The sequence below is a fragment of the Granulicella paludicola genome (genome assembly GCF_025685545.1).
Taxonomy (GTDB): domain Bacteria; phylum Acidobacteriota; class Terriglobia; order Terriglobales; family Acidobacteriaceae; genus Granulicella; species Granulicella paludicola.
This window is the reverse complement of record NZ_JAGSYC010000023.1, coordinates 320,143-347,142: the sequence shown is the minus strand read 5'-3', so window position 1 is coordinate 347,142 and position 27,000 is coordinate 320,143. Positions and strand designations below refer to the sequence as shown.

20 protein-coding genes are annotated in these 27,000 nt (G+C 59.5%); 7 read left to right on the top strand and 13 right to left on the bottom strand.

From position 1 onward, the window contains the following. Positions 1-2: 2 nt before the first annotated feature. Genes OHL14_RS08740 through OHL14_RS08730 form a run of 3 tightly spaced genes read right to left on the bottom strand, consistent with a single transcriptional unit; the run spans position 3 to position 2,165 of the window. A complete protein-coding gene (locus OHL14_RS08740; protein ID WP_263378959.1) occupies positions 3-1,238 on the bottom strand; it encodes an alpha/beta hydrolase family protein in 1,236 nt (411 codons plus the stop codon). A gap of 3 nt (positions 1,239-1,241) precedes the next feature. Continuing rightward, entirely contained in the window at positions 1,242-1,691 is a 450-nt protein-coding gene (locus OHL14_RS08735; protein ID WP_263378958.1) for a hypothetical protein, read from the bottom strand. Positions 1,692-1,694: 3 nt separating this feature from the next. After that, on the bottom strand, positions 1,695-2,165 hold the full coding sequence (locus tag OHL14_RS08730) for a vitamin K epoxide reductase family protein (RefSeq protein WP_263378957.1): 471 nt from the start codon (positions 2,163-2,165) through the stop codon (positions 1,695-1,697). 158 nt (positions 2,166-2,323) lie between these two features. Between OHL14_RS08730 and OHL14_RS08725 the strand changes: the two genes are divergently transcribed. Next, positions 2,324-4,297 (top strand): M3 family metallopeptidase, encoded by a 1,974-nt coding sequence (locus OHL14_RS08725; RefSeq protein ID WP_263378956.1) that lies wholly within the window; start codon positions 2,324-2,326, stop codon positions 4,295-4,297. A 58-nt stretch (positions 4,298-4,355) separates the two neighbouring features. Here OHL14_RS08725 and aroE read toward each other — a convergent pair whose 3' ends face one another. Further along, positions 4,356-6,326 (bottom strand): shikimate dehydrogenase, encoded by a 1,971-nt coding sequence (aroE, locus tag OHL14_RS08720; RefSeq protein ID WP_263378955.1) that lies wholly within the window; start codon positions 6,324-6,326, stop codon positions 4,356-4,358. Positions 6,327-6,805: 479 nt separating this feature from the next. Here aroE and pgeF point away from each other — a divergent pair, with 479 nt between their 5' ends. Then, entirely contained in the window at positions 6,806-7,618 is an 813-nt protein-coding gene (gene pgeF / locus OHL14_RS08715; RefSeq protein ID WP_263378954.1) for a peptidoglycan editing factor PgeF, read from the top strand. On the opposite strand, the gene OHL14_RS08710 is transcribed toward pgeF, so the two are convergent. Both OHL14_RS08710 and OHL14_RS08705 read right to left on the bottom strand, forming a co-directional pair. Then, entirely contained in the window at positions 7,615-9,333 is a 1,719-nt protein-coding gene (locus OHL14_RS08710) for a hypothetical protein (protein ID WP_263378953.1), read from the bottom strand. The two genes, pgeF and OHL14_RS08710, sit on opposite strands and share 4 nt — an antisense overlap. A gap of 59 nt (positions 9,334-9,392) precedes the next feature. Next, positions 9,393-10,211, bottom strand: coding sequence for an ABC transporter ATP-binding protein (locus OHL14_RS08705; RefSeq protein WP_263378952.1), 819 nt, complete (start codon positions 10,209-10,211; stop codon positions 9,393-9,395). Between the two features lie 301 nt (positions 10,212-10,512). Here OHL14_RS08705 and OHL14_RS08700 point away from each other — a divergent pair, with 301 nt between their 5' ends. Then, entirely contained in the window at positions 10,513-13,740 is a 3,228-nt protein-coding gene (locus OHL14_RS08700) for a TonB-dependent receptor (protein ID WP_263378951.1), read from the top strand. A gap of 94 nt (positions 13,741-13,834) precedes the next feature. Here the strand turns inward: OHL14_RS08700 and OHL14_RS08695 are convergent, their stop codons facing one another. The 4 genes from OHL14_RS08695 to larE all read right to left on the bottom strand — a co-directional run bounded on the left by OHL14_RS08695 (position 13,835) and on the right by larE (position 18,578). Next, positions 13,835-15,547: a uroporphyrinogen-III synthase gene (locus OHL14_RS08695; protein ID WP_263378950.1), complete on the bottom strand. Its 1,713-nt coding sequence runs from the start codon at positions 15,545-15,547 to the stop codon at positions 13,835-13,837. 188 nt (positions 15,548-15,735) lie between these two features. Next, entirely contained in the window at positions 15,736-16,491 is a 756-nt protein-coding gene (gene larB / locus OHL14_RS08690; protein WP_263378949.1) for a nickel pincer cofactor biosynthesis protein LarB, read from the bottom strand. After that, positions 16,488-17,702, bottom strand: coding sequence for a nickel pincer cofactor biosynthesis protein LarC (larC, locus tag OHL14_RS08685; RefSeq protein WP_263378948.1), 1,215 nt, complete (start codon positions 17,700-17,702; stop codon positions 16,488-16,490). The genes larB and larC overlap by 4 nt, the downstream gene beginning before the upstream one ends. Before the next feature lie 24 nt (positions 17,703-17,726). Beyond that, on the bottom strand, positions 17,727-18,578 hold the full coding sequence (larE, locus tag OHL14_RS08680; RefSeq protein ID WP_263378947.1) for an ATP-dependent sacrificial sulfur transferase LarE: 852 nt from the start codon (positions 18,576-18,578) through the stop codon (positions 17,727-17,729). 166 nt (positions 18,579-18,744) lie between these two features. Here larE and OHL14_RS08675 point away from each other — a divergent pair, with 166 nt between their 5' ends. Next, positions 18,745-19,116, top strand: coding sequence for a Fur family transcriptional regulator (locus OHL14_RS08675; RefSeq protein WP_263378946.1), 372 nt, complete (start codon positions 18,745-18,747; stop codon positions 19,114-19,116). A gap of 55 nt (positions 19,117-19,171) precedes the next feature. Here the strand turns inward: OHL14_RS08675 and OHL14_RS08670 are convergent, their stop codons facing one another. The 3 genes from OHL14_RS08670 to OHL14_RS08660 all read right to left on the bottom strand — a co-directional run bounded on the left by OHL14_RS08670 (position 19,172) and on the right by OHL14_RS08660 (position 22,927). After that, positions 19,172-19,711, bottom strand: coding sequence for a hypothetical protein (locus OHL14_RS08670; RefSeq protein ID WP_263378945.1), 540 nt, complete (start codon positions 19,709-19,711; stop codon positions 19,172-19,174). Positions 19,712-19,791: 80 nt separating this feature from the next. Continuing rightward, positions 19,792-22,551 (bottom strand): TonB-dependent receptor, encoded by a 2,760-nt coding sequence (locus OHL14_RS08665; RefSeq protein WP_263378944.1) that lies wholly within the window; start codon positions 22,549-22,551, stop codon positions 19,792-19,794. A gap of 58 nt (positions 22,552-22,609) precedes the next feature. Continuing rightward, complete coding sequence (locus tag OHL14_RS08660; protein ID WP_263378943.1) at positions 22,610-22,927, bottom strand: hypothetical protein; 318 nt, start codon at positions 22,925-22,927, stop codon at positions 22,610-22,612. Positions 22,928-23,171: 244 nt separating this feature from the next. Between OHL14_RS08660 and nadA the strand changes: the two genes are divergently transcribed. From nadA to nadC, 3 genes are read left to right on the top strand one after another with little or no spacing between them, the layout of a single operon-like run. Next, complete coding sequence (gene nadA / locus OHL14_RS08655; RefSeq protein WP_263378942.1) at positions 23,172-24,500, top strand: quinolinate synthase NadA; 1,329 nt, start codon at positions 23,172-23,174, stop codon at positions 24,498-24,500. After that, positions 24,497-26,041, top strand: a complete 1,545-nt coding sequence (gene nadB, locus OHL14_RS08650) for an L-aspartate oxidase (RefSeq protein ID WP_263378941.1) — start codon at positions 24,497-24,499, stop codon at positions 26,039-26,041. Before nadA ends, nadB begins: the two co-directional genes overlap by 4 nt. After that, positions 26,038-26,904 carry a carboxylating nicotinate-nucleotide diphosphorylase gene (gene nadC, locus OHL14_RS08645; RefSeq protein ID WP_263378940.1) on the top strand — a complete coding sequence of 289 codons (867 nt, stop codon included), beginning with the start codon at positions 26,038-26,040 and terminating at the stop codon, positions 26,902-26,904. The genes nadB and nadC overlap by 4 nt, the downstream gene beginning before the upstream one ends. Positions 26,905-27,000 lie beyond the last annotated feature (96 nt).

Here is a 27,000-nt window from a genome sequence, read left to right as displayed (position 1 = left end):
AATCATTTCGATTCGGCGGCGTGCAGAACAAGCGCGAAGAAGTGGACTAAACGGAGTTCGTCCCAGGCGGTGGGACCAGTGCCGTCGAGGTCGAGGTGCGAGAGCACCGGTGAGATCAGCTCGGCCTTCAAACTGTGGTGGGGGAGTTCGTTTGCCATCCAGAGGGTTTCGGCGGCGGGGATGATGTTGTCGGCTTCGCCGTGGAGGAGGTAGACGGGGGTGTCGAGGTGTCCGATGTGGCCGGTGGGACTGACCGTGGCGGCGTAGTCGAGGTGCTGGCGCTCGGAGGCCAGCATGAGGGCGTGGGTGCTGTTGCTGGTGGTGGCCATCAAGTCTTGCGCGAGGGTCTTTTGCTCGGGCGTCAGCTTGGCCAAAGCAGCGCGCTCGGCGGGAGCATCCTCGTACAGGTGGGCGCGCAGCACTTCGCGGATGGCGGGTTGATCGGCGGTGTTGGGGACGAAGTCGTCGAGGTGCTGGTACTCGAGGACGAGCGCGCCGTACTCATGCGGCGGCAGGTACTCGATGGTGCCGTTGGGGCGGGCATCGTGGCCGGTGCGGTAGTAGTCGGCGACGCGGGCCATGGAGTTCTGCGAGCCGATGGTGACGACGAACTTGATGTAAGAGTGCCAGCGGGGATCAGCCGCAGCCAGAAGCGAAAGCCCGCCGGAGAAGCTGAGACCAAGGACGCCTACCGACGAGTGGTGCGAGCGCTGGGCAAGCCACTGGGCGGAGTCGCCGATGGTGGCGATGGAGTTGGCGTCGACGTGGTAGTCCTTGATGCCGGGCAGCTCCGGGGTGAGGACGCGGATGCCGCAGGCGGCGAGCGAGGACGCGAAGGCGATCATGCGCGGCTCGTCCATACCCTTGTAGTGGACACCGTGGAAGACGATGATCGCGGGGGCGTCCGCGTGGCCGACTGGGGTATACATCCGGGCGCGGACGGTGCCGCTGGGTAGTGGCAGTTGCAGCTCGGAGATGGCGACGTGGTCGGAGACGACGGGGCGCAGCGGCGCGGGGACGGCCTTATCGGCGATGAGGTCAAGCACCGCGACGGATTGCATGTGCGCATGGAGAAAAGGGATGGAGAGGCCGCCAAGGAGTAGCACGGCGGCGAGGAGGCTGGCGGTGACAATGCGAGGGCGCTCGGCGATGGCTTCGCGGCGTGCTCGGAGGCGCTCCGCGAGGCGGCTGGTGCCGAGGCGTCGAGCGCCGGGGATGCGTTGTCGCAGAGGAGGCATAGGCTAGTGCTGGCGGAGCAGAAGGACGACGAGAAGAATGATGGCCACTGCGACGAGAGCACAGAGCACCCGGAGCACGAGACCGCTGCGTCGCTGGGCTGCTTCGATCGCGGATATGCGGTGTTCGACGGAGGCGGTGGCGAGTCTTGTCTGACTGAACTCGGTGTTTAGGGCGTCGAGCTTCGCGTTCACGCCGGAGCTATGGAGAGCGAACGCTTCAGACTGTGAGGTGAGCTGCTGCGCGAGGCCGGAGTGGGCGGCAGAGATCTGCGTAAGGTCGGTATGCAGGGACTCGATATGCTTGAGGGCTTCTTTGCTATCGCCGCTTGTTGCGCCCATGGCTGAGGTTAGATGGGAGAGCAGCTCGATGACGATACCTACCCACTGCCCTTCAGGCAGAAACTTGATGGCGCCGGAGATGAGCTTGGTCCACTTGCTGGAGGTTTCGGCCATGGCTTACTCAGGGCTACCAAGGTAGGTGGAGGTAGGCGTGCTCTTCTGGAGGATGACCGCGACGATCGTGCAGAGCAGAATCGCCGTGATGATGCCCATTGAGTAGACGCAGTAGATGCACCACTTTTCCAGGATGTAGGCCTCCATGTAAGTAAGGAAGGCTGCGAAAGCGAAGCCAATCTCAGCAAAGTGCAGGGTGAGCCAGAAGCGCTTGAAGAATGCGGTGACCATGATGAGTCCATAACCGACGATGCCGAGCGCGGCAACCGGGATGTGGACCTTTCGCGAACCGGGGGCTTCATCAAAGCTGGTGGGCGGGAAGACGGAGAAGCGCGAGTGGTTCACTGCGCCGCAATCGAACTTTTCGGTGACAGCGCACGGGGGGGCGGCCGCAGGGTCCTGGTAATGGATGCGGAGCGCGAGGGCGGAGTCGATGAGGCCGGCGAGAGCGAGGATCGCAATGAGATAACGCATACACGAGTTATTGTAGGGGGTCGCATCGGGAAATGGGCTGGGGGTAGCGCAGTTGCAACGGTGTTCATGTGAGGAAAAGACGGACCTCGCCGTGAGTTGTAGGCTGGTAGAGAGAATGTTTGCCTTTGGCTAAGTGGGCAAACGCAAGGGAGACGGCATTGGATAGGTTGCACATCTGGAGTGAGTTGAGTGGGGGCGAGCAGGCTACGGCGTGGGTAGAGGCGCACCTGGCGGAGTCGCGGGCGAAGATTGCGGAGCTGCTGGCGGTCAAAGGCGAGCGTACGGTAGACAACACTCTGGTGCCCTATGACCGAGCCTGCTGGCATCTGCGGATGGCGGGAAGCCAGAGCGGCGTGATGTTCATGGTGCATCCGCTGGCGGAGGTGCGAGATGCAGCGCAGGAGTGCTCTGCGAGCATCAGTGCAGAGTCGACCTCGTTGAGCCTGAACCGCGAGGTGTATCAGGCATTGGCTGCGATTGACCCGTCTGGCGAAGACGATGCGACGAAGTACTACATCGAGCGAGCGCTGCTGGGATATCGGCTGAGTGGTGTGGACAAGGACGAGGCGACGCGGGACAAGATTCGCTCGCTGGCAGAGTCAATGACCGAGCTGAGCATGAACTTCAGCCGCACAGTGCAGGATGACGTGCGGAAGATCGAGGTCGGCGATGCGGAAGAATTGCGAGGGTTGCCAGAGGACTACCTCGTTCGGCATGGTGTGACTGAGGTTGAAGGGAAGCTGGTGGCAAAGGAGCCGGTGGTGGTGACGACCGATCCGCCGGAGATGTCGCCGGTGATGAGCTATGCGGCCAGCCGTGGACTGCGGCGGAAGATGTATCTGGCTTATAACGACCGCGGCTATCCGGCGAACAAGCAGGTGCTGCTGGACCTGCTGAAGGGGCGCGAGGAGATGGCGTCGTTGCTGGGCTTCCGTAGCTGGGCTGATCTGGCGACGGTAGACCAGATGATGGGGTCTGCGGAGAAGATGCGCGGGTTCCTGAACGAGGTGGAGGTTGCGGCTCGCGAGGTAGCGAAGGCTGAGTTTGCAGAGCTGACAAAGTTTGTCGGCGAGCGCGATGCGGCGGCGCTGCCGCTGACCTTGAGCGATGCTCGATTCTGGGAAGAGCAGTTCCGGCGGGCGCGGTATGATTTCGACTCACAGAGCGTGCGGCCGTATTTTCCGTATGAGCAGGTGGAGGCGGGCGTGCTCGCGATTGCGGGACGGCTGTTCCAGGTGAAGTTCGTGCTGAATGAGGGCGCGACGGTGTGGGGCGACGGTGTGAAGGCCTTTGATGTGGTGAATGCTCACGATGCAGAAATTGTGGGAAAGATTTATCTCGACATGCACCCGCGTGAGGGCAAGAGCAAGTGGTTCTCAGAGTGCTCACTGGTGGGTGGCGTCATCGGGCAGCAACTGCCGGAGGCTTCGCTGGTGTGCAATTTTCCGCAGCCGAAGGGCGACGATGCAGGGTTGATGCAGTACTCGGATGTGGTGACGTATTTCCACGAGTTCGGGCACCTGATGCATGAGGTGCTGGGTGGGCGGCAGCGGTGGTCGGCTCAGAGCGGCGTTGCGACGGAAGGCGACTTCGTCGAAGTGCCTAGCCAGATGCTGGAGGAGTTCTTTGAAGACGCCGACCTACTGCGGACCTTTGCGAAGCACTATCAGACGGGCGAGCCTATTCCATACGATGTCGTTGCGAAGATGACGAAGGCGAGTGCGCATGGTCGCGCGCTGAGTACGCTGACGCAGGTGATGTACGCGACGTATTCGCTGGAGACGCATGACCGCGTGGCGAGCGAGTTGGATCTGGATACGCTGTTGCGCGAAGGGTACGATCGGTTCTCGCGGTATGAATTTGTGGATGGCAACCGCATGTATGCGGCGTTCACGCATCTCGTCGGGTACACGTCGAACTACTACACTTATCTCTACGATAAGGTGATGGCGCTGGAGTTCTTTGAGGAGTTCGATAAGAAGAACCTGATCGATGGACCCGTGGCGATGCGGTATCGTCGCGCGGTGCTGGAGCCGGGTGGGTCGAAGCCTGCGAAGGACCTGGTGCAGGGTTTCCTTGGCCGAGAGGTAAGTATGGAAGCTCTTCGAAGTTGGATCGCCGCAGGAGTGTAGAACTCTGCGCAGTGGCAAAGGCCTCGTCGATGACGAGGCCTTTGTGGTGTCTAGGAAACTAGCGCTTCGCTTTTGGCTTTGGCTTCGCGGCAGCTTTCACGGCTTTTTTTGCCGCCTTGGTCGGAAGTAGGGCCTTCTTTGCGGCGGGTTTCGTTACTGGTTTCGCTGCTGACTTTGTTGGTGCCTTTGGAACTGGTTTCGTGGGAGCTTTTGACGCGGACTTGGCAGGAACCTTGACCGCGACTTTGGCGGGAACCGCCTTCACGGCTGCAGCTTTAGGCTCGGTCTTGATTGCGGCTGCCTTTACTGGATCCAGCTTGACTGGCTCAGCCTTAGCTACCGTTTTCACCGCAGATGGTTTCGCGGGTGCGGCTTTCTTCGCCGCTGGCTCTGGTGCGACATCTGGTTCAGTTTCGGGTTCTACCGCAGCTGCGGGTTGCGAAAAGGTCTTCAGCGACGGAGAAACGTTTGCTTCCGCAGGATCGGCACCCTGGCGCAGATTGTGAAGAACAACCTTCAGCATTTCTTCGGAAGGTGCGGGTTTCCCGGTCCAGATCTCGAACTGGCGTGCTCCCTGTTGTACGAACATCTCCACGCCGGAGATCACGTGGATACCCTTCTGGCGAGCCATGCGGAGCAGGGGTGTCTCGATCGGGTTGTATACGAGATCGAAGACATAACGAGCGACCAGATCTTCGGGGCCGAGAGGAAGCGGAGACTTATTGCCAGCCATGCCGACGGGGGTGGCGTTGATGATGACATCGAAGCCGGTCTTGGCGACGGCTTCGCGCTTGATGACCTTCGCTCCGGACTGTTTAGCAAGCTTCTGGGCGGTCTCGGGCGTGCGGTTGAGAATATGGACTTCTGCACCCTTGTCTCGACAGGCAAAGACGGCAGCGCGGGCAGCACCGCCAGCGCCGAGGACGAGCACCTTGGCGTCCTTGAGACTGAGACGTCGCTCCAATGGATTGATGATGCCAGGGACGTCGGTGTTGAAGCCGTAGAACTTGCCATCTTGCGCGCGGAGGATGGTGTTTACGGCGCCGATCTTCGTTGAAAGGGGATCGGTACGCTCGAGGAAGGGGATTACATCCTGCTTCAGAGGCATCGTTACGCTGAGGCCCTGAATGGGGATCTCTCGCATAAGTTTAAAGAGGTCGTCGGCTTTGCTGGTCTGCAGAGCAAGATAGACGGCGTTGACGGTTTCGCGGCGGAAGGCCGTGTTCATCATCAGCGGCGAAAGCGAGCTGCGGATGGGGTTACCGGCGACGCCGTAAACCTTGGTCGCGGCATCAACCTGATCGACACGGTATGTTTCGAGCAAGGTACGTGCAGTAATCTGGCCGGGGGCGGTCTCTTCGCCCGCCGTGGCGGCGGCGAAGGTGAAGGCAGAGCCTGCGCGGAGACCAAGGACGCGGGAGATAATGCCTGCGTCGCCCATGCAAATCCCAACGACGGACGAACCGGGCTGGTCTTCCATCTTCTCGAGGAACCGCATGAGAGTCAGGTTGTCCGAGAGCGACCGCGCGGTGGGAACAACCTTGACGAACTCTGGCGCGAAAGCTTCGGCGCGCTTGTAGATGGCGTCGAGGTCTTTGGTGGCCTGGAAGTCGTGATGGGAGACGATGACAGCGGCCCCTGCCTCCCGAATCTTGTCGACGGTATTCTTCGGGAGCTTCTCGATGGCTTCGAGCTCGATGTCGACAAGCTGGCAGCCGGCCTCGGCGGCCTTTAGCAGGATATCGAGTGCGGCCGTAGCGGAACCTGCAAAGTTACCACCATTGTCCTTGCAGCGACAGGTGGCGATTACGGTCGCGGCGGTATTGCCTTCGAGGAAGGCCTTGATCTGAGGCAGCGCAGTGAGCGGCTTGGAGAGGTAGTCGAGGCGGAACTCGAGGAAAGAAGTCTCTTTTAGGACTTCAGAGGCGCGATCAAGGAGTTCGTCAGGGGTGTTTCCCGTGATGGCGACGCAGATTTTTCCGATGCGCGAGCGAAGGAGATGAGAGGCGAGTTGGGTCGTAGTCTTCATGAAAGCAATCGGGGTATCGTAACGCCGAAGTCGTCCGGGCGCAAGCGGATGGGGCAAGGATTGGGGCGAGTCGGGCGAAAATCGCTCAAACTTGGGAGGAACATGTATCAGCCTTGATCTTTAAGACGCCTTCGCAAGGTGAAGGTTGCGGATTAACTCAAGAAAATGAACAGTTTGGCCCCCGTTATTCCAATGGGGAACTTGGTTAGTCAACTCCTTTTAAAATTATGAAGGAAAGGTGGCAACCTCAGGGCCGGAATGGAGTCTAATTGAGTAATCGAGAGGCTTTTCCACCTTTGTCCTATCTGTAACACCTTCCTAATTTTCACCCTATTTTTGGGTGACCTCAATTTTTCCTCATACCCTCCCCCTCCCCAATTAAGCCTCTCATGGCCCCGCCCGAAAGCGGGGCCTTTCTCGTTAACCTCACCGAACCGGTTTGCGGAATGGCGTGGAGAATCGCAGCGTAGGATTTTGGGATGAGTCGTGAGATGGTTTCGGTGGTGAAGGTTTCTGGATGGGAGAAGTACGTGTGGCTGCAAGCTGGCTTTAGCGGTCGATGGGGCGGTGTGACGGCGGTGTATGGCGCGCCGGGGCAGCTGAACGTTGGCTGGACGAAAGAGGACGATCCGGCGGCGGTCGGTGAGAATCGGCAGCGACTGGTGAGAGCTGTGGCCGGGGATGAAGATTTTGAGTTGGTTACCATGCGCCAGGTGCATGGAGTGGGGGTGCAGGTAGTGACGCGCAGTGGGATGCCTTTGGCGACGCCTGAAGGGAAGGCCGTGCTGGAAAGTGACGGGTTGATTACTTCCGAAGCCGGATGGATGCTGGGGGCTCAGACGGCTGACTGTGTGCCGGTGTTGGTAGCAGATACGCGGCAGCGGGCTGTCGGAGCGTTCCATGCAGGGTGGCGGGGGACGGTGGCTCGCATGACAGAGGTGGGCGTGGCGCACATGGCGGCGGAGTTCGGATCGAAACCTGAAGATCTGGTGGCTGCGGTTGGGCCCTCGATTCGGCAATGCTGCTTTGCTGTGGGTGAAGAGGTGCGGGAGCGATTCTCTCAGGAGTTTTCGTATGCGCAGGAGCTGTTTCGAGAAGAGGAGCAGCTGCATGTGGATCTGCAAGAGGCCAACCGGCGGCAACTGATGGCTGCTGGTGTGCGGGACGTAACGGTTGTAGCGGAGTGCTCTGCTTGTGCGCGGGATGCGCAAGGACGGCGGGCATACTTCAGCCATCGCGCGGAGCAAGGCGTTACCGGCAGGATGATGAGTCTTATTGGCGTGGTGAATTAGACAGCTTTGCAGAGTTCGGTAAAGAGCTCTTCCCGATGCATCAGAGCGTAGCGGTCGATGGAGCGGAGGCTGCGTTCGTAAAAGAAGGCAGCTGCGACGACGTAAAGCACCGCGAAGGGGACCAGTATCCAGGTGTGGTGGATGTAGTAAGCGATAGCCGCAGGGATGGCTGCGATCACCATCGAGCCGCTGAGAATGCCCATGCTGATGAGTGCGCTAAGTTGTGAGACCTGTTTGCTGGCCATCTTGCCCATGGCGACCTTCTTTGGTGCCACGATGGAACGACGGTTACCGACGAGCGTCGTTATCAGCAGAGTGGCGGTCGCCCAGAGGACCGTGGCGAGGGCAACGTCGAGTTGTGGGACGCCCGCGGCAAAGCTGACGACGAGGAAGATCAGAACGACTTCAATTAGCGCGGTGGCGAAGCTGGAGATGTTCTTCGCGAGCAGGACATCTCGCATACGGACGGGCGCGAGGAAGTAGAACTGGATGCCAGTGGCTTCGAGCCCAAAGGCGTTGTAGCTGAAGTTGCTGACAGCCAACATGCAGTAGGCGACTACGGCGGGAAAGACCCACGTGACATTGCCGTGGTTGGCGAATCGGAACGCGACGAACAGGACCACGACGATCGGCATGACGAGGCCGTACAGGATCCCGGTGTGCCGACGTGTGTAGAGAAACTCTTTTTCCAGGATGCCGATGACGGGTGAGGAAAGCCCGAAGGGGTTTCGGGCAGGAGTAGCACTTGTGCTGAAGGTGGTGGCGACTGCCGATCTAGGCTCGAGTTTCTTCGTGGGTTTGGAGACTGAGTTGGCAGCGTCAGAGAGGTTTTCACCTCGGAACTCGGTGCGTGTGCGGAGCGCGAAGACGATATAGAAGACGATGGCGTAGAGCAGGCAGGCGAGGGTGAGCTCCGAATAAAGACTGATGGAAGCGTTACTCGCGGCAACGAGTGCGCTGGCTACGAGCTGCGGCGGCAGCCAGGTGAGAAACGGCTGTACGTGGTGAACGATACTGAGTCCGAGCGCGAGCGTCTGTGGCGAGATGTGGCTGGCGTGTCCGTGGCTGTAAGCGGGATTGAAGGTGAAGTTGGCCCACTGCACTGCAATGGAGAAAGCAAAGATGAGACCCGTGAAGACCTCGCGGGCGCGGCGGGTGGCTAGCCAGCGATCGACCCACGCAAAGATCATTCGCGAAAACAGGACGTTTGCTGCCGCGAAGATGGCGAGCGCCACGATGGCATAAAGCCAGAGGCCAGGCGCTGAGACGATGATGCCGATCGCGATGGACGCGGACATGAGCGTGCCGATGACGTTGGCGGGGGAGAGCAGGCCAAAGCAGAGGCGAATCGAGATATAGTCGCGGACGCGCAGAGGGAAGCGGATAAGTTCGGTGGGGTCGAAGGTCGAACCCGGTTGGCCGAGCTGGATGTTGAGCAGCGTGCAGTAGGCGAAGGTTCCCCAGAGAAGCCAGGAGATGTGGTCGAGTTGCTGGATGTGAGTGAAATAGCCAGCGCCGCCGCCAACGAGAATGCTGGGGCCAATAGCGAAGCCGGCGAGAACCGGATAAAGGAAGATGCGCCCGATGAGCTCGCCAGTGCCGCCCTTGCGGCGGAAGCCGTTGACGAGGATGCGCCAGCGGAGCCAGGCGATGGCGAGGAACTGCTCGCGGGTCTGGGTGGCGGTCCAGCGGGGAGTTTTGGTGTCGGTGGTCATGGCGGTGATCCTGAGAACGCAGATTCCCTGCGGGAATGACAATGAAAGGGCGGCGGCGCTTAGCTAAGCCAGTTGAGTTCCTGTTCGGGGTTAGTCATGCCGGATTCGGTGCCAACGATATTGAGGAAGATCTGTTCGAGCGTGAGCACCTTCGCGGGGTCTGCGGGCGCGCCGTCTGCGGCGGGTGCCAGACGCGCCTGCACGCCTGCGCGGAGTTCATCGAGCGAGCCGTTGGCTACGATATGGCCGCGGTGGATGATGGCGATATGCGAGCAGAGCCGTTCAACGATCTCTAATACGTGCGAGGTGAGAAATATGGTGGCGCCACGAGCGATCATGCTCTGCAGCATGGTCTTCAGCGTGTTTGCGGCGATAGCGTCCACACCTTCAAAGGGTTCGTCGAGAAAGAGCACCTTGGGGCCGTGGATGACAGCGGCGGCCAGAGCGAGTTTCTTGCCCATCCCGTGCGAGTAATCGGCGATGAGCTTCTTCGGCTCGTTGGCGAGACCCATGAACTCCAGCAGCTCTGAGGTTCGTTGTGCGGTCGTGGGCTTGTCGAGCCCATACATGCGGCCTACAAAGTGCAGGTACTCAGTCGCGGTGAGCTTGCCAAAAAGGGCCATGCCTTCGGGCACGACGCCGATGTGGCGCTTCACCTCGACGGGATTGGTGAAGAGGTCCTGGCCCAAGACCTGCACCGTGCCAGCGGTGGGAGCGAGCAGGCCGGTGAGCATCTTGATGGTGGTGGACTTGCCTGCGCCGTTGGGGCCGAGGAAGCCGAAGAACTGCCCTGGTTCGACAGAGAGATCGACATGGTCGACGGCGGTGAATCCATTGAAGACGCGTGTAAGGCCCGAGGCGGCGATAGCAGGAGGCATGATTGGAAAGTGTACTGCAAACGCACGACGGGATCGTCCTTCGATCACTTCAATCATCTTTTCTGCTTGCAATCCTTACGCATTCACCGTAACGTAACCGAAACAGACGCACGCCGATCTTCACTCTGAACTGCACGGTTGACCTTGATGTCGACCCTCTGGGCGGTTCACGAGTCCCCTGGGAAATCTATCTGGTCGTTGAGAGGCTTCGGCATCTCGGCAGGGCCTACGTGTATCTCCCCGCCATGAAGCGGGCGAGAACTTGACTTGTAACACCCAACAATTTGTGAGGTGGACTTCTATGTTTCAGCTGCCAGGCAGAGGCCTTCGTGTCTTTGCAAGCTTAGTGTTTCTTCTTACCTTCACTTTCACCGCTCTTCATGCCCAGACCTACCGCGGTGCTATCAACGGCACAGTGACCGATGCGCAGGGCGCAGTCATCGCGAACGCAAGCGTTATAGCAACGGAGGTCAGCACAGCGGTTGCGCATAAGACTGTCAGTTCTTCGGGAGGCGAGTTCCTTTTTCAGGATCTCCCTCTGGGTACGTACTCGGTCAGCGTCGAGTTTTCAGGATTTGCAATTGCGAAGTACGACAAGATCCCAGTTGACGCGGGTGTTGTTTATTCCCTGCCGGTAAAGATGACTGTGTCTTCCACGGCACAGACTGTAGAGGTGGATGCTGCGGGGCTGGCGCTTGACACTACGACCGTGACGCAGACCACCGTCCTTTCAGCTAAGATTGTTGCTGACTTGCCGTTGAATGGCCGCGACTTTACACAGATGATTCAGCTGACGCCCGGTTATGGCGGATATTCAGGCGGTGGGTATGGTTCGCTGAATGGTACCCGTGCGAACCAGATGAACTGGCAGATCGACGGCGTTGACAACAACGACCTTTGGCATAACATTCCTGCCGTGAACCAGGGCGGTGTCTCTGGTATTGCCGGTATCATTTTGCCGCTGGATGCGGTGGACCAGTTTTCAGCACAGACGCAGGCGGGGCCTGAGGGTGGTCGCAACCCCGGCGGCACCATCAATCTCACCCTTCGCTCCGGTACCAATCAACTGCACGGCACGGTTTACTACTTCAACCGCAATGAACTGTTTGGCGCAAAGAGCCCGTTCTCACCCACGAAGCAGAAGGTCCGCAATTACAACACAGGCTTTTCAGTGGGCGGCCCGTTTATCAAGGACAAACTCTTTGGCTTCCTGACATTTGAGCACCAGCGTTTTGTGATCGGAGAATCGGGTACCGCGACGGAGCCTTCAGTCGGGTGGCAGAACCAGGCCAAGGCGATTCTTGCTGCAAAGAACATTCCTGTCCTCCCGGTGATGCAAAACCTGCTCAACACGCTTTGGGGGACCAGCGTCCTTGCACAAGACACTGTAGGTGTTGCGAACAACTTCCATTCCAGCGACCCTGAGTACGGCTATAGCTGGAACGGTCTGGCCAAGGTTGATTGGCATCCGACCTCCAAGGACAATATCAGCGCTCACTGGTTTACCGGACAGGGCAACCAGGTGGCTCCGGTGGGGTCGCAACTGCTTTCCTACTATGAAGTGGCTCCTTTGCATGTGCACAACATTGCGATCGTATACAACCGCCTTATCTCTTCGTCCATTTCAAACGAACTTCTAATCGGCGTGAATTACTTCAACCAGGTCTTCGATGACTTCAACACACACTACAACGTGCAGGCACTTGGCTTTGACACGGGTGCTCCCTACACGAATGCACCGAACATTACGATCGGGAGTACCGGTACAAAGTTTGACGTCGTCGGAGAGACGCCTCCTGAGGGACGTAATGACATCACAGGCCATCTCACCGATCAGCTTTCCTGGGTCGTTGGAAAGCACCAGATGCGCTTTGGTGGTGAATTCCGCCAAGCCCAGCTGGATGAGTTCTACAAGCGTCACTCTGTAGGATCATTCACGTTTGACGGCTCCCGCGTAGGAGGTGCAGGTTACGCAGGTGCACTCGCAGACTTCCTCGCCGGGCAGACAGCGGCTGCATCCATCGCCATCGGCGATCCGGAGCGCCAGGTCTTCGTCAACACATGGTTCATCAACGCTGGCGACGCCTGGCAGGTAACGCCGAAGCTCAACATCAATTATGGCGCTCGTTATGACTACGAGGGTCCATTCCACGAGCCCTATCACGATATCTCTGTGTTCCGGCCAGCGGACACCACAACGAACGGGCTTGCTTTCCTTGGTCAGCAGATCAACAGCATCTACAACCCGTATCACAAGGGTGTTAGCCCGCGTATCGGTGCGAGCTACTCCATTTCACCGACTACTGTGCTGCGGGCGGGTTTTGGTTTCTATCAGGACACGCCTAACCTCAACCCCTTCCTCGACAACCGCCCCGGCAACAGCGCGCCGAACGGTGTAGAGGGCAATCCTGGCGGACCCGATCCTGTGTATACGGTGTCGGCCAACGGTGGTTCGCAGACGCAGATCGTTCAAGGGCAAGCAATTTTTCCTTCCACAACCTCCTATCCGTGCAAGGCAACCTCGCCCTGTGGCGTCTTCTCGATCGACTCCAACTTCCGCCCCTCCTATAACGAGAACTACAACATCAACATCGAGCAGACACTCACGAACAATGTCGTTCTCCAACTCGGCTATGTCGGCTCCTCGGCACGTCATCTCCTAAGCCTGCTCGATATCAACCAAAACACGCCGGGTGCCTATGCAACCGCATTGGCACAACAGCAAGCACGTCCGTTCTTCGGAGCCTACCCCCAGTACAACAACATCAATCAGGTGGAGAGCGCGGGGACGTCTAACTACAACTCGTTGCAGGCCACACTTCGTATCAACAACTGGCACCATCTCTCCGCGTCGTCGGTCTACACCTGGTCGCACAATCTGGATGAAGTTTCTGCCTACCGCGGCGCTCTGCCGCAGGATAGCCGTAACTTCAAGGGCGACTACTCAAACTCGGACTTCGACACGCGTAATGCGTCCACCACTTTCATCAGCTATGAGATCCCCGGAAGCGCAAGTCATCGTGCTCTGACTCAGGGATGGCAGATCAACACTCTGATGAACTTCCACGGAGGCCAGCCTTTCACCGTCTACGCCTCTGGTGATATCAGCGGTACAACCGAGGGCACGGACCGTGCCGTGCAGATCAAACCGGCGCGCACGGGCTATCAGGGTCAAGGCGTGTCATCTGTGAGTGGGTCGCTTACAGGCACTAATTGGATTGATGTGAGCGCCTTCGCCGATCCGGCTCCTGGAACCTACGGCACCACCCGGCGTAACCAGTTCTATGCGCCGGGATTTAGTGACGTGGACATTTCGGTCTTCAAGAACACCCATATCACGGAGCGGGTCGTTTTCCAGCTTCGCGCCGAGATGTTCAACGCGTTCAACCGCATCAACTTTGCTCCTCCTTCGGTCTCCGTAGGCGGCAGCTCAGCGCTTTACGACACGATCGGCGATTACAACGGTGCTCCTGGCATCGGTGCAGGAGAGGCCTTCAACACTCAGTTCGGCGCGAAGATCATCTTCTAGCCCAAACGTATTGCCAACAACTAAAGCGGCCTCCTTCGGGAGGCCGCTCTTATTTGAGCTGGAGATTGTGACGACTCCCAGAGGGAATGCTGACCTACGCCTTGAGCTTCTTCAGCTCATCGCCGAGCAGAAGTGCTTCAGCGATCTCGCGCATGGAGCGTCTGCGCTGGCGGCTTTCGCGCTGCATCAGCATGTAAGACTCCGACTCCGACAGACCGAGGTCGCGCTGCAGGATGCCTTTGGCTCGCTCGACGGTCTTGCGGGTTTCGAGGCGGTCTGCCAACTGCACATTCTCGCTCTCAAGTCGGGCACGCTCAATCTCCGCGCCAACAAGGAATCCGATCGTGCTGAGGAGCTGTACCTCTGAAGCCTTGTGCTCGTAGCTGAGGCGGTGTTGAAGGTTGATGACGCCGACGATCTTGTTGGCGCAAAGAATCGGCGTGGAGAGGATAGCCTCAAAGGTATCTTCGGGCAGATTTTTGAAGGGCTTGAAGCGTGGATCTTCGGATGCCTTGGAGCTGATGGCCACGGGTTCGCGGTGCTCGGCTACCCAGCCGGTGATACCTTGGCCGACGGAGAGATCAAGCTGATCGACGATATCGGCGTGCGGGTTGCTGGAGGCACGCAGGACGAGCTTATCGGCGAGCTTTTTTCCTGCCTTATCCGCATCCTTCTCTGAGAACTTTTCGGTCTGAAGGATGTAAATGAAGCAGGAGTCGCAGGGGATCATGCCGGTGACAAAGCCGACGATGTGGTCGAGCACGGCGTGCAGGGGATCGGCGGAGGCGATGCGGCGGCTGATCTCGTGCAGGAACTCGAAGGAGCTTAGGCCATCGGTGAAACCGGCCATTGTGGGGGTGGATTCGGCTACACGGCGCACGGGACGTTTGGGTGCAGGCTCAGTGGTTTGTGGCTCTGGTGGAAACTCAGTCGGTAGCAGATCATAACCGATGGCGGAGGCGAGTTCGCGCTTTTGTTCCAGCACCTGTCCGGCATATTGCGCGGCTTCGTTAACGAGGAAGCCGAGTTTAGGCCGCGAAGGCTCGAAGTCTGGCTGGATGCCGTAGTGTTGCAATTCGAGAGTTGTTGTGGGGCCAATAGAGATGACCGCGATATGGCGCAGGCCTCGCATGAGATCGGGAACCGAGTTCATCTCCTGCGCAACCATCATCAGGTGGATGACCTGAACCGCTGTAGTGAACAGAATGATGTCGACCTGAGCGTGCGCGATGCCGTGGACTGTCTCACGCAAAGGCTGAAGGTTTTCTGGCAGCTCCCATTTGTAGACAGGCACCTTGAGAACGGAGCTACATCGCTCACTAAGTGCGGCGAGCAGCTCTGGGTTGGAGGCACCATACTCCTGCACCGCAATGCGAAGCTTTCCGAGTTCTGAGCCGAACGTTTTGTCCATCAGCGCGATGAGTTCACGCCAGGTGTTCGGTTCGGGCGCAATGGCGAGGGGCTTGATGCCGATCTCGCGGAGCGCTGCTTCGGGCTTGGGGCCGCGAGAGATGATGCGAACGGAGCCAAGAGCCTTGAGGAAGGCGTCGCGATTGCCCGCGGCAGTAACGATGTCCACGAGACCGCGCACGCCGACGCCTGTCAGGAAGATGACGACATCGATCTTGCCGGCGATCAGCTGGCTGGCGAACTCTAATACCGGAGCGTTGGAGTCGAGGGACACCTCGCGCATGGCGGGAACGACGAAAGGTTCGCCACCATAGGTGCGGATAAGCTTCTCGATCTCTTTTGCCCGTCGGGACTCAAGGGAGAGCACCCGAAGTCCTGCAAAGCTAGCGTGCGCCATCAGAATCCTTTGTTTCCAGTGCCGGGGAGAGACCTTCTGCGGCAGCAGCGTTGGTGTCGCAGGAATCAGTTGAGGCTTTCCCGGCCGTGATGAGTTATCGCTTAGGACAGTCTAATCTTCAAGTGGCGAACCGCAAAACTACGCCTTGGTTGACTATGCAGACACAGATGCGGCGTGGATGCTTCCGCTTAGACGGCGGCAGCGCGCGCGATGAGTACAGCGGTGTAGGCGGCACCGAAGCCGTTGTCAATGTTGACGACGGTCACGTTGGGGCTGCAGGAGTTCAACATGCCGAGCAGTGCACTGGTTCCACCGAAAGACGCTCCATAACCGACTGAAGTCGGGACAGCGATCACGGGTACGCCGACGAGGCCGCCGACGACCGAAGGCAACGCGCCCTCCATCCCTGCGCAGACGATGATGGCGTTAGCGCTGCTCAGTTGCTCGCGAACGGCTAGCAGGCGGTGCAAGCCAGCGACGCCGACATCGTAGAGCCGTGTCACGCGGGTATGAAAAGTCTCTGCGGTGATGGCGGCTTCTTCGGCAACGGAAAGGTCGCTGGTGCCTGCGCACAGGACCGCGATATGGCCGCGGAGTTCGAGTGAAGAGCTCTGCTTGAGCGTCAGTGTGCGTGCCGCATGGTTGTAGTTTGCAGAAGGGAAGTTCGCAATGACTGCGTCGGCGGTGGCCGCATCGGCGCGGGTGGCAAGCACGTCGACGCCGTCAGCCGCGAGCGCGGTGAAGATCTCGACGACCTGATGAGGAGTCTTTCCGGCAGCGTAGATGACTTCAGGCAGACCGGAGCGCAGGCTGCGGTGATGGTCGACGCGCGTGTGGCCGAGGTCTTCGAACGGCAGAGAGGCAAGGCGTGCGGACGCAGCCTCTGGGCTGAGTGTGCCTCGTTCGACTTCGGCGAGGAGCTGGAGAATGGCGTTGCGTGTCATGGGATCTGCTTGCTTTGGCCGTAGGCTGCAATGGCCGCTTGCTGGACTAGCTTGAGGGCTACGTTGTGGCTAAGAGCGGCGGCGCGGCAGTCCTCGAACTCGGGCGCCGCATTCAGTTCGATGCCGTCGCGGAGACCGAGCTTGATGCGGATGTCTCCGTAAGGGGTGGTGACGATGACGTGGCGGCGGTCGAGGATGGCACGGTTATCCTGCCGAACGCGAAGCCCGAGGGTGCTGGTTTCGGTCAGGAGCAGGGTCTCGAAGAGCGCCGCGTCGGCGGGCTTGCATAACAGCGTTAGCAGCGTGCCGGGACGGCCCTTCTTCATGATGACAGGAGTGAGCATTACATCGAGAGCGCCTTTTGCGAGGGCAAGGTCGGTAACGTGCGCGATTAACTGGGGTGACAGATCGTCGAGCGCTGTTTCAAGCACGGTGACGGTATCGGACGTTGCGTCTGACGAGGAGCCCAGCGTAAGGCGGAGGACATTGGGCAGGTCTTTCGGGTTGCGGGTGCCAGCGCCGTAGCCAATGGCGTCGACGATCATGGCTGGCTGAGGACCGAAGCTCGGGTTGAGAGCTTTGAGCAGCGCTGCACCGGTGGGGGTGACGAGCTCCTTCTGGAGGTGCGCAGAGTAGGTGGGCATACCGCGCAGCAGATCGGCGGTGGCGGGTGCAGGGACAGGGAATGTGCCGTGTGCGCAGACGACTGTACCTCCTCCGACATTCAGCGGAGACGAATGCCAGGCTGCGATGCCCAGGTGATGAATGCCTGCACTGGTGGCAACGATATCGACGATTGCATCGACAGCTCCCACCTCGTGGAAGTGAATGTCGTCGACGGAAACGTTGTGAATGCGGGCTTCTGCCTCTCCTAATAAATCGAAGGTGTGGAGCGCGAAACCCTTGATGGGTTCGGCGAGTGGCGCGGCATTGATTCGTGCTCGGATGTCGGTGAGAGAGCGACCTTGGATTGTTTCGCTGGTGTGGGGATGTATGTGCGGGGTTTCGGCGAGTTGGTCGGCCTCAAAGACGTGAGCCTTGATCGCAGAGATGCCAGAGCGATCGACGGTTTCAGTGCGTAGCGTGGCGTTCAGGCCAAGCGCGGCAGTGGCCTCTTGCAACACTTCGAGGGGAACACCCGCATGAAGCAAGGCGCCGAGAAACATGTCGCCGGAGATGCCTGCGAAGCAGTCGAGGTAGGCGATGCGCATATGGCTATTGTCTCGCGTCTGCAATCAGCTTGCAGGACTGATCGCGATGAGAGTCTCGCTCAGCGCGTCGTTCATGGAACCGGAGCGGTATCCCTGGGTGTCGAGTGTGATGTAGAGGAAGCCAAGGGGCCGCAGTGCTGCGGTGATCGCATCCAACGTTTCTAGGGCAAGCGCGCGCGGTAGGTCTTCACGGGCGATCTCGATACGGGCCAGGTCGCCATGGTGCCTCACGCGGACCTGGGGAAAGCCGAGGGCATGCAGCGCATCTTCGGCCTGCTCAACCTGAAGCAATCGCTGCGCGGTGACGGGGATTCCGTAGGCGAGGCGTGAGGATAGGCAGGCGCTTGCTGGTTTGTCGGCGAGTGTCAGGCCCGCATTTCGGGCGAGTTCACGGATTTCGGGCTTGGTGAGGTCCGCGGTGGCGAGCGGGGCGACGGCGTTGTGATCGGCGGCTGCCTGCTGCCCGGGGCGGAAGTCGGCCACGCCGGGGGCCTGATCGTCGCGGTTCATGCCGTAGGCGAGGTGCGCGAAGCCGAGGCGCTGGCGCTCCTGCTCCATCCGGGTGAAGAGCTCGTCCTTACAGTGGAAGCAGCGACGGCTGTCGTTGCGGATGTAGTCGGGGTCGTCGAGCTCGGCGGTCTGGAGGATCTCGACGGGGATGCCGTGGGTTTCGGCAAAGGTGAGGGCTGCGGCGAGTTCACGGCGGGGCAGCGAGGCCGAGTCGGCAATGACAGCCAGCATCCTGTCCCCGAGAACACGATGCGCGGTGTGGGCAAGGAACGCAGAGTCTGTACCGCCGGAGTAGGCGACCAGCACAGAGCCAAGAGCGGTCAGTGTGGACTCCAAATGTTTGAGCTTGTCGCCGACGGTGGGCATGGGGCCTCTGTGGAGATTATACGAGGGGCTTCTTACCCAGCCAATATCGCCAAAAAGCGCAACTGCATAGAAAAACGTTATCCTCCTGATAATGCTTGCGCTGTATACCTATCGCTGGCGTATGCTGTTCGACGGGTTCCAACCCACAGTTTGAAGGAGTTTTTCCGTGCAGTCTCGTAACACCCGGCAGAAAGAAGCGATCCGAACGGCGTTCCTCACTGAGGACAGGCCATTATCCCCCGAAGAGACGTTGAACTATGCCCAGGAGCAGGTGGAGGGCATCAGTATTGCGACGATTTATCGCAATATCAGCTCGCTGGTAGAAGAGCGTTGGCTGACGCCGGTCGAGATCCCCGGCGAGGCGGCTCGGTATGAGGTTGCCGGTAAGGGACATCACCACCACTTCCGCTGTAATACCTGCGGCAAAGTTTTTGAAATGCCGGGTTGTGGCATCGCCAGCAAGCCGAAGCTGCCGCGCGGGTTCCGGGCAACCGGGCACGAGTTTTTCATTTATGGGCTTTGCTCTGAGTGTAAGTAGCGCCGGGGACAGGGAGCAAGGAATAGGCAGAGCAGCTAAGCGAGGCATTCTGGGGTCATCTATGTTTTCTGTGGATGCCGATAAGCAGACCGGCGCTCATGCCAATCGATTGCTGACGACCAGCGGCGAAGCTGAAGTCGTAGGCTGGTTCCAGATACCAGCCAAAGCGATGCCTTCCGTTCGGCCAGAACATGAAATCGCCTGCAACCTCTCCCGCGATAGAGTTTGACGATCTTCCGTTCTGTTTGAGGTAAGCCCATTCGGGACCGACGCCCAGCATGAACTCCGCTTTCGGCGACAGGGTCCAAGGCTTCTTGAAGAGAAGATCGGTGTCCCATTCGGTGGAGTTTCGCGTGTAAAAGGGAGACACGCCTGCTTCGAGTTCGAGCCAGTTTTCGATAGGCGTGGTTTCAGCAGCGAGGTTTGAAGCAAAGGTTGCTGCGCCGCCTGTCGTGTTCCAGCTGGTGGCGGCTCCAAGCTCCAGGATCACGCTAGGATCGTCGGAGTCCACAGCATGGGTCTGTGCCTTGCCGGAAGAGCCGGAAGATAGAAGAAATAAGCAGACAGTGAGCGGCGCGAGCGGTTGTCGAAACATAGAGATCTCCAAAGAGAGCTATGAAAGATGAAAGCCGCAACTGCAAGCAGTTGCGGCTTTGTCCCGGGGAGGGGAACTGGTTAGAAGTGGAAGCCGATCTCGGCGTTCAGCGCGCGCGGGGTTACGTAGTGTGTGCCGCTGAAGGTTGAGAGGAAGTTGTAGAGAGCGTATTTGTTGGTGAGGTTGACGCCGGTGAGACGCAGGCTCCACTTGTAGCGTGCGCCCAGGAACAGGTTGTCGTCGCCAATGGAGGCGTCAAATAGGCTGCGCGGTGCGATGCGAGCCGGGTTCTTGTCGTCGTCCTCGGTGCCCGGAGCTGGGATGCTGAGTAGCTTTGAGGTCAGCTGCGAAGCAAGGCACTGCTGGAAGCCACCGTTGGCGATCGTGGCCTTGACGCCGTTGCAGGTAAGGCCTGCCTGGAACTGCTCGTCGGCGGTGAGACCGCTGAGGTCGATTCCCGGCTGACCGGCGATGCTGATGCCACCGCAGGAGCTATTGGGATCGGTGACGTTGTAGCAGGGCGCCGAACCGGCGACGAGGCCCGAGTCATAGCGCCAGTTGAATCCGAACCAGGGGGCGCGCTTGATCGGCAGCGTGTACTGCAGGTGCGTGGTCTGGTTGAACTTCTCATCATGATCGATACGGAAGGGGTAGTAAGGACCATTACCCGATGCAACGGTGGCTCCGGCTCCAGCGACCTGTGGTGGGAAAAATCGAGCTGCCACCGAGGACAATACGACATAAGCCGAGACGCCATGCACCTGCGGTACATCGAGACGCGCGGCGACTCCGGGAATCTTGGAGTTGTGCCAATCAATCGGGAAGGTGATCGGCGTATTGCCGAGTACGCTGAAGTCGAAGGAGTTGTGCGTGTACTTCCAGATATAGTCGCCCGAGAAGACGAAGTGCTTGCCGAAGGTCTGCTGCAGGCCGGCGTGAAACTCGTTCTTGAAGCCGGGCTGCAAGGTAGTAGAGACGCCAGGACTGCACGCGAGCAGCGGTGAGAGCACCGCGTTGCCGCAGCCTTCGCTCGAAAGAACCAGGTTTTCGTTGAACGGCGTTTCGAGCGTGCGGGCGTAGGAGGCGCGCAGCACGGTGCCGGTCTTCTTGATGGTGTAAGAGAGGCCGACACGCGGCTCAGCCTGACGAGCGATGGTGAGGCCGTTATAGAGGTCGCCACGGATGCCAACGTTGAAGAGCCAGTCTCCCGCTTTGATGGAATCTTCGGCGTAGAGGCCGATCTCCTTCACATCGGTGCGGCCTTTGAAGTTGTATTGAACACCTCCACGCGTGAGGTCATACGGCAGCAGAACGGAGTTGAAGCTGCCGCCGAGTGCTGGACCGTTCGAGACATAGCCCCCCGCAGCGCATTGGCTTGGATCGCTGAAGCCAGCGACGGCGGCTCCGGTTGTGTCGATGCAGGGAGCATTGAAGTAGGTGGAGACGATGCCGAGCGTGTCGTTTTCGCGCAGGAAGGTCTGCGAGTAGAGGCCACCGATCTTGATATTGTTGTGGCCCTTCACGTACGAGATGTCGGTATGGATGCCAGCATTGGTAAGTGAGCGCTGCTGCGCAATCGACTGGTTCTGTAGATTCGGTGCGGACTTGTCAGCCAGGGGGTCTCCGCTGGGATAGTAGTTGTAACCATCGCGGCGGATGTACGCGCCGAAGTTGAAGACGGAGACGCTGCCGAAGGTATGCGTGTATCCGGGAGCGATGTCGTAGGTGAGGATCTGCGAGCGCTGATCGGCGTTGCCGACGTTGCCGAAGACCGGATTCGCGGTAGCGCCAAGGCCGATGACATTCTGCACATTCAGGTTGTCGTAATCGTTGGGGGTCTGAAACCAGGAACGGCTGACACTGAGGTTGAGGTGAACGGAATCAGCGGGGGTAAGTTGGCGGTCGACGCGGTCGAAGACGTTGAATTCGTTGCCCTTGTCGTGGAAGACGGTGTGCTCGGGGGGATCGAGGAAGCGGCCGGTGTTGAGGGCGTCGATCTCGAAGAAGTTGCCCCAGTTCGCGCCGCCGTAGCTGATGTCGAAGGTGCCATTGGCGGAGCCGAAGGTGCCGTAGGACGCAGTGACGGAGCCAGTGGGCGTGTTAACGCCGAGACCCGAGCGCGTGGTGACATTGATGATGAGCGCAGTCTTGCCACCGTATTCCGCCGGGGGAGCGCCAGAGATGACTTCGAGCGATTGCACCGCGTTTGCTGGGAGCTGGTTAGAAAACACCTTGCTTTGCTGGTCAGTGATGGCCTGGCCGTCGACTGAGAAGGAGTTGGAGGCGTGGTCCCCGAGGCCGTGGAAGAGACCGTTGGAGTCGGCGGAGACACCCGGCGATGCCAGTGTCACGAGTGAGCTGAGCGCGGAAGACTGAGACTCCAGCGGGAGTTTGTCGAAGCTGCCGCGGTCGATGTCGGTGTGGAAGGTGGGATCGCTTTCGGTAAGGTCGCCGCCGGCGTCGACGTCAATGGTCTGCGAAGATGCGGAGACAGAGAGCGTGATGTCGAGGGCGACAGGGACAAAGGACTTCAGCACGACGTCCTTGTGCGAAACAGAGAAGCCCGGAACGGTAGTGATAAGGCTGTAGGGGTTGAGCGGGATGTTGGCGAACTGGTAGTGGCCTGCGGCGTCCGACCTGGTGCTGCGGCTGTAACCACTGACGGGGTTCTGGATGACGATGGCTGCGCCGGGAACCGCCGCGCCGGAAGGGTCCGTGACCGTACCAGAGACGGTCGCGGAGTTACCCGCAGACTGAGCCGAGGCTGAAACTGCCAGGATAAAAATAGATGCGATGAAGAAAGCCGCCACCTTTGTGGCGCGCTGAAGAGTTGTGTACATACACTGCCTTCCCGTGAGGGTTGTTGGAGCCGTTGCGTCTGGGGGTGATCGAACCGATCTATACGATGTGGACGCGAACAGGGGGAGGTCGAGTGAAGTAAGCCGTGAAGACAACCGTCCGGGGGCGGATGATCGGCGTAGGCGGTACGAGAAGCTCATAGGTCAGGAACGTGACAACTTCGACCGGAGCCGAGGCGATCTGGGCGACGGCATGGGCCGAAACGCAGAGGCTACAGGTTCCGTGGTCATCGATCGCATTCCCGTGAGAGTGCGTAACCGAAAGCGTTCCACTGACCAGCACCAGGACCATGCCGAGCACGCTGAGCAGTATCTGCCAGCGGCTGAGAGAGGTCGACTTGGATCGTAGTGATAACACTGCCTTAAATATAAAGCATTTCCCTTTTGAGATAGGAGTGGGTTCTCAATAAGACGTGGGTGAGCGGGTTTCAAAAAGCGTGGGTCATGCGGCGATTCGCTTTGGGTACCTTTCGGCGATACCCTAATACGTGAAAGTGTGGTCGGTTTCGGATTGGTCTACTGCCCGCGAATAGGGAAGAGGCCCAGGGCTTCTGTGAATCGATTGCGTGGTATGCAGGCTCTATTGATTTGAGGTGAGATTCGTGTCCTCTGTAGATGAAACGATCCAGCTGATTCGCATCGGCGAACAGCCAGGAGTAGTTGCAAAGATGTGTTCGTCCGCGCTAGCGGATGCCCCGTGGGAATTGGACGATAAGGCTGCAGGCTACGGGCCAGGCGCGTCGATGTGGGATGTGTTGCCGGGCGATGCTCCAAGGCAGGGTGGCTTGCCGCGCGAGTATAGAGAGGCCTCGCGTGAAGAACTTGATCGTCGTATCAACACGGCGAAAGCGACTCTGGGCGAAAAGCTTGTGGTGTTGGGCCACTTTTATCAGCGCGATGAGGTCGTAAAGTACGCAGACTTTGTCGGCGACTCCTTTCAGTTGGCGCAGGCGGCGAAGACGCGGCCGAAAGCGGAGGCGATCGTCTTCTGCGGCGTTCACTTCATGGCGGAGACGGCAGAGATGCTGTCTAAGCCTGAGCAGAGGGTAATTCTGCCGAACCTCGCGGCGGGGTGCTCGATGGCCGATATGGCCGATCTCGATTCGGTGATGGACTGCTGGGAGCAGCTTGAAGATCTTCTGGGCTCGGAGCCGGACGCTCAGGGACTACAGCCGGTTATTCCTGTGACGTATATGAACTCGTCCGCAGCCTTGAAGGGTTTCTGCGGGGAGCACGGTGGGATCGTCTGTACATCCTCGAATGCAAGCGCTGTCTTGCAATGGGCATTCGAGCGCGGACAGCGCGTCCTGTTCTTTCCCGATCAACATCTTGGACGTAACACGGGCAAAGCTATGGGCATTCCCATGGAGCAGATGCCGATGTGGAACCCGAACAAAGACCTCGGCGGTAACGACGCGCAGACGTTGCGCGACGCGCGCGTGCTGCTATGGCATGGGTTCTGCTCAGTACATAAGCGGTTCTCGGTGGAGCAGATCGCGCATGCACGTCAGCGGCATCCAGGTGTGCGCGTGATCGTGCATCCGGAGTGCCCGATGGAGGTCGTCGACGCGGCAGACGCCGCGGGTTCGACCGACTTCATCACCAAGGCGATTGCAGCGGCAACTGAGCCGACGGTGTTTGCGATTGGCACCGAAATTAACCTGGTACAGCGGCTGGCAAATCAATATCCGCAGCACACGATCTTCTGCCTCGACTCGATCGTGTGTCCCTGCTCGACGATGTACCGCATCCATCCAGGGTATCTGGCATGGGTACTGGAGGCGTTCGTTCGAGGTGAAACTTTGAATCAGATCAAGGTGCCGGAGAGCGTGGCTGTGCCAGCTCGTATCGCGCTCGAACGGATGCTCAGTGTGCTGCCCCCGGCGTCGAAGGTAAGTGCTCCGCCAGCGCGAGATCTGGTGATCGCATGAAGCAGATCATCATTGTCGGCAGTGGCATTGCGGGACTTGTTGCTGCCTTGGAACTGAGCCGTGAAAACGCCGTGACGCTTGTGACCAAAGCAGCTCTGGCTGATAGCAATACGCGGTGGGCGCAGGGTGGCATCGCTGCTGTGATGTTTGAGGATGACAGCATCGCGGAGCATATCGCCGATACGCTCAGTGCAGGCGCTGGCTTGTGCGATCCACTCGCGGTTGAAGTGCTGTGTGCGGAGGGCCCGCGGCGGATACGTGATCTCATTCAGCTCGGTGTAGCCTTCGACCAACACGACGGGGAACTGGCACGCGGTTTGGAGGCGGCGCATACCCATGCCCGCGTTCTTCATGCTGGCGGCGATGCCACCGGCTTGAACCTGGAGATGACGTTGGTGAAGGCGGTGCGCGCAGCGAACGTCCGTGTGATGGAACAGACGTTTGCGTGTGATCTCGTAGTAAAGGATGAGCGCGTGCGGGGCCTTCAGATACTGCAAGACGGGCGTCGCGAGACGCTTGCAGCCGATGCGCTGGTTCTTGCGTGTGGTGGGGCAGGGCAGCTTTATCGCCACACTACGAATCCCGCCGTGGCGACGGGCGATGGTGTCGCCCTGGCGATGCGCGCGGGCGCGCAGCTCGCGGACATCGAGTTCTATCAGTTTCATCCGACCGCGCTGGCCACGAAGGAGACGTTTTTGATCTCCGAAGCTGTGCGCGGTGAAGGGGCAGTGTTGTTCGATGCGGAGGGTAAGCGGTTTATGCAGGCCCTGCACAAGGATGCCGAGCTTGCCCCGCGCGACGTGGTAGCTCGCTCGATCGCTCGGCAGATGGCAAAGCAGGGTGGGCAGCCCGTGTTGCTTGATGCCACGCATCTCGGGTCGCCGGGATCAGTCGAAGAGTTCTTGAAGAAGCGATTTCCAACCATCGATGCGGCGGTGCGCGCGCGTGGCTATGACTGGTCGAAGACGCCGGTGCCGGTAACGCCTGCAGCGCACTATTGGATGGGCGGCGTGAAGACCGATATATGGGGCCGGACTTCGATTGCTGGCCTGTACGCGGTCGGAGAAGTCGCCTGTACGGGTGTTCACGGAGCGAACCGCCTCGCGAGTAACTCGCTACTGGAGAGCCTGGTGTTTGCGTGGCGCTGTGCCGAGCAGCTGCCGCAGGACGATGTGAGGCGTTGGCCGCAGTCGAGCTGCGGAATCCTTGCGTTAGAGCTGGAGACAGAACGTGGTGTCCGGCAGGTACACCGCGGGGAGTTGCAGACGCTGATGTGGAACCGCGTCGGTATCGAGCGCAGCAACGAGGGTCTTCGCGAGGCCGCAGAGCAATTGATGAGCTGGCGAGGGTGCGATCCATTTTGCACGGAGGTCGCTGAACTGGAGACTGCGAACCTGCTGGCGATTGCGAAGGCGATGGTAACAGTGGCGCTGGACCGGCGGGAGTCGCGCGGGGCCCACTACCGTACGGATTATCCTGAGACGCGGGTGGACATGCAGCACTCGATTGTGTGTGCGGAGAAGGTAGCGGTGGTGGTATGAGCGACTTTGCCAAGGTTCCGGCAGCGGTGATCGAAAAGGTGGTGCGAATGGCTCTAGAAGAGGACGCGCCGTGGGGCGACATCACCTCGCAGACGCTGATTCCAGCCGACGCCACGGTAACCGCCCAGTTGGTAGCGCGCGAGCCGGGAGTGCTATCTGGAGCGGATGTCTTTGCGGCTGCAATGCATTGGACTGATCCTGCGATCCAAACAACGTTTCATATAGAGGATGGAGCGACGTTTGCAGTCGGCGGGACGCTGGCGACTGTGCATGGCCCGGCCCGGAGCGTCCTGCAGGCTGAGCGAGTTGCACTGAATCTGGTACAGAGGCTCTCGGGCATCGCAACGGTGACGGCAAAGTACGTCGCTGCGGCGGAAGGTACGAAGGCGCGAATCGTGGACACGCGCAAGACGACTCCCGGTCTGCGGCTGCTGGAAAGATACGCCGTGCGCTGTGGAGGCGGACATAACCATCGGACCTCTCTCTCAGACGCTGTGATGGCGAAGGACAACCATCTGGCGATTCTGAAAAACAGCTATAGCGGCAGCCTTACGGACGCGTTGATCGCGGCGCGGGCAAAGCTGCCACACACAGTGCATATTGAAGTAGAAGTCGACCGGATGGACCAGATCGCCGACGTCTTGGCCGCAGGAGTCGACACGATCATGCTGGACAACTTCACTCCGGCACAACTTCGCGAGGGCGTGGCCCTGATCGCTGGCCGGGCGTTGGTAGAGGCAAGCGGCGGCGTCACGCTGACGTCCGTCTCCGCCGTCGCCGCCACGGGTGTCGATGTGATCTCGGTCGGAGCGCTCACGCACAGCGTGCGGTCGCTGGATTTGGGGCTGGATATTCAGGCCTAGACGTCTTCCAGAGAGCTCTGCTGTCTCAGAGTCGCGCGGATTCGCGATTGAAAAGCGATCTTTTTCAGGCGGATTATATCCTTGCGAATCAGGAGT

What these genes read in the sequence shown, in the direction of transcription:
- OHL14_RS08740 (WP_263378959.1), bottom strand. Translation starts at nt 1,238, where the DNA reads ATGCCTCCTCTGCGACAACGCATCCCCGGCGCTCGACGCCTCGGCACC.
- OHL14_RS08735 (WP_263378958.1), bottom strand. Translation starts at nt 1,691, where the DNA reads ATGGCCGAAACCTCCAGCAAGTGGACCAAGCTCATCTCCGGCGCCATC.
- OHL14_RS08730 (WP_263378957.1), bottom strand. Translation starts at nt 2,165, where the DNA reads ATGCGTTATCTCATTGCGATCCTCGCTCTCGCCGGCCTCATCGACTCC.
- aroE (WP_263378955.1), bottom strand. Translation starts at nt 6,326, where the DNA reads ATGAAGACTACGACCCAACTCGCCTCTCATCTCCTTCGCTCGCGCATC.
- pgeF (WP_263378954.1), top strand. Translation starts at nt 6,806, where the DNA reads ATGAGTCGTGAGATGGTTTCGGTGGTGAAGGTTTCTGGATGGGAGAAG.
- OHL14_RS08710 (WP_263378953.1), bottom strand. Translation starts at nt 9,333, where the DNA reads ATGACCACCGACACCAAAACTCCCCGCTGGACCGCCACCCAGACCCGC.
- OHL14_RS08705 (WP_263378952.1), bottom strand. Translation starts at nt 10,211, where the DNA reads ATGCCTCCTGCTATCGCCGCCTCGGGCCTTACACGCGTCTTCAATGGA.
- OHL14_RS08700 (WP_263378951.1), top strand. Translation starts at nt 10,513, where the DNA reads ATGTTTCAGCTGCCAGGCAGAGGCCTTCGTGTCTTTGCAAGCTTAGTG.
- OHL14_RS08695 (WP_263378950.1), bottom strand. Translation starts at nt 15,547, where the DNA reads ATGGCGCACGCTAGCTTTGCAGGACTTCGGGTGCTCTCCCTTGAGTCC.
- larB (WP_263378949.1), bottom strand. Translation starts at nt 16,491, where the DNA reads ATGACACGCAACGCCATTCTCCAGCTCCTCGCCGAAGTCGAACGAGGC.
- larC (WP_263378948.1), bottom strand. Translation starts at nt 17,702, where the DNA reads ATGCGCATCGCCTACCTCGACTGCTTCGCAGGCATCTCCGGCGACATG.
- larE (WP_263378947.1), bottom strand. Translation starts at nt 18,578, where the DNA reads ATGCCCACCGTCGGCGACAAGCTCAAACATTTGGAGTCCACACTGACC.
- OHL14_RS08670 (WP_263378945.1), bottom strand. Translation starts at nt 19,711, where the DNA reads ATGTTTCGACAACCGCTCGCGCCGCTCACTGTCTGCTTATTTCTTCTA.
- OHL14_RS08665 (WP_263378944.1), bottom strand. Translation starts at nt 22,551, where the DNA reads ATGTACACAACTCTTCAGCGCGCCACAAAGGTGGCGGCTTTCTTCATC.
- nadB (WP_263378941.1), top strand. Translation starts at nt 24,497, where the DNA reads ATGAAGCAGATCATCATTGTCGGCAGTGGCATTGCGGGACTTGTTGCT.
- nadC (WP_263378940.1), top strand. Translation starts at nt 26,038, where the DNA reads ATGAGCGACTTTGCCAAGGTTCCGGCAGCGGTGATCGAAAAGGTGGTG.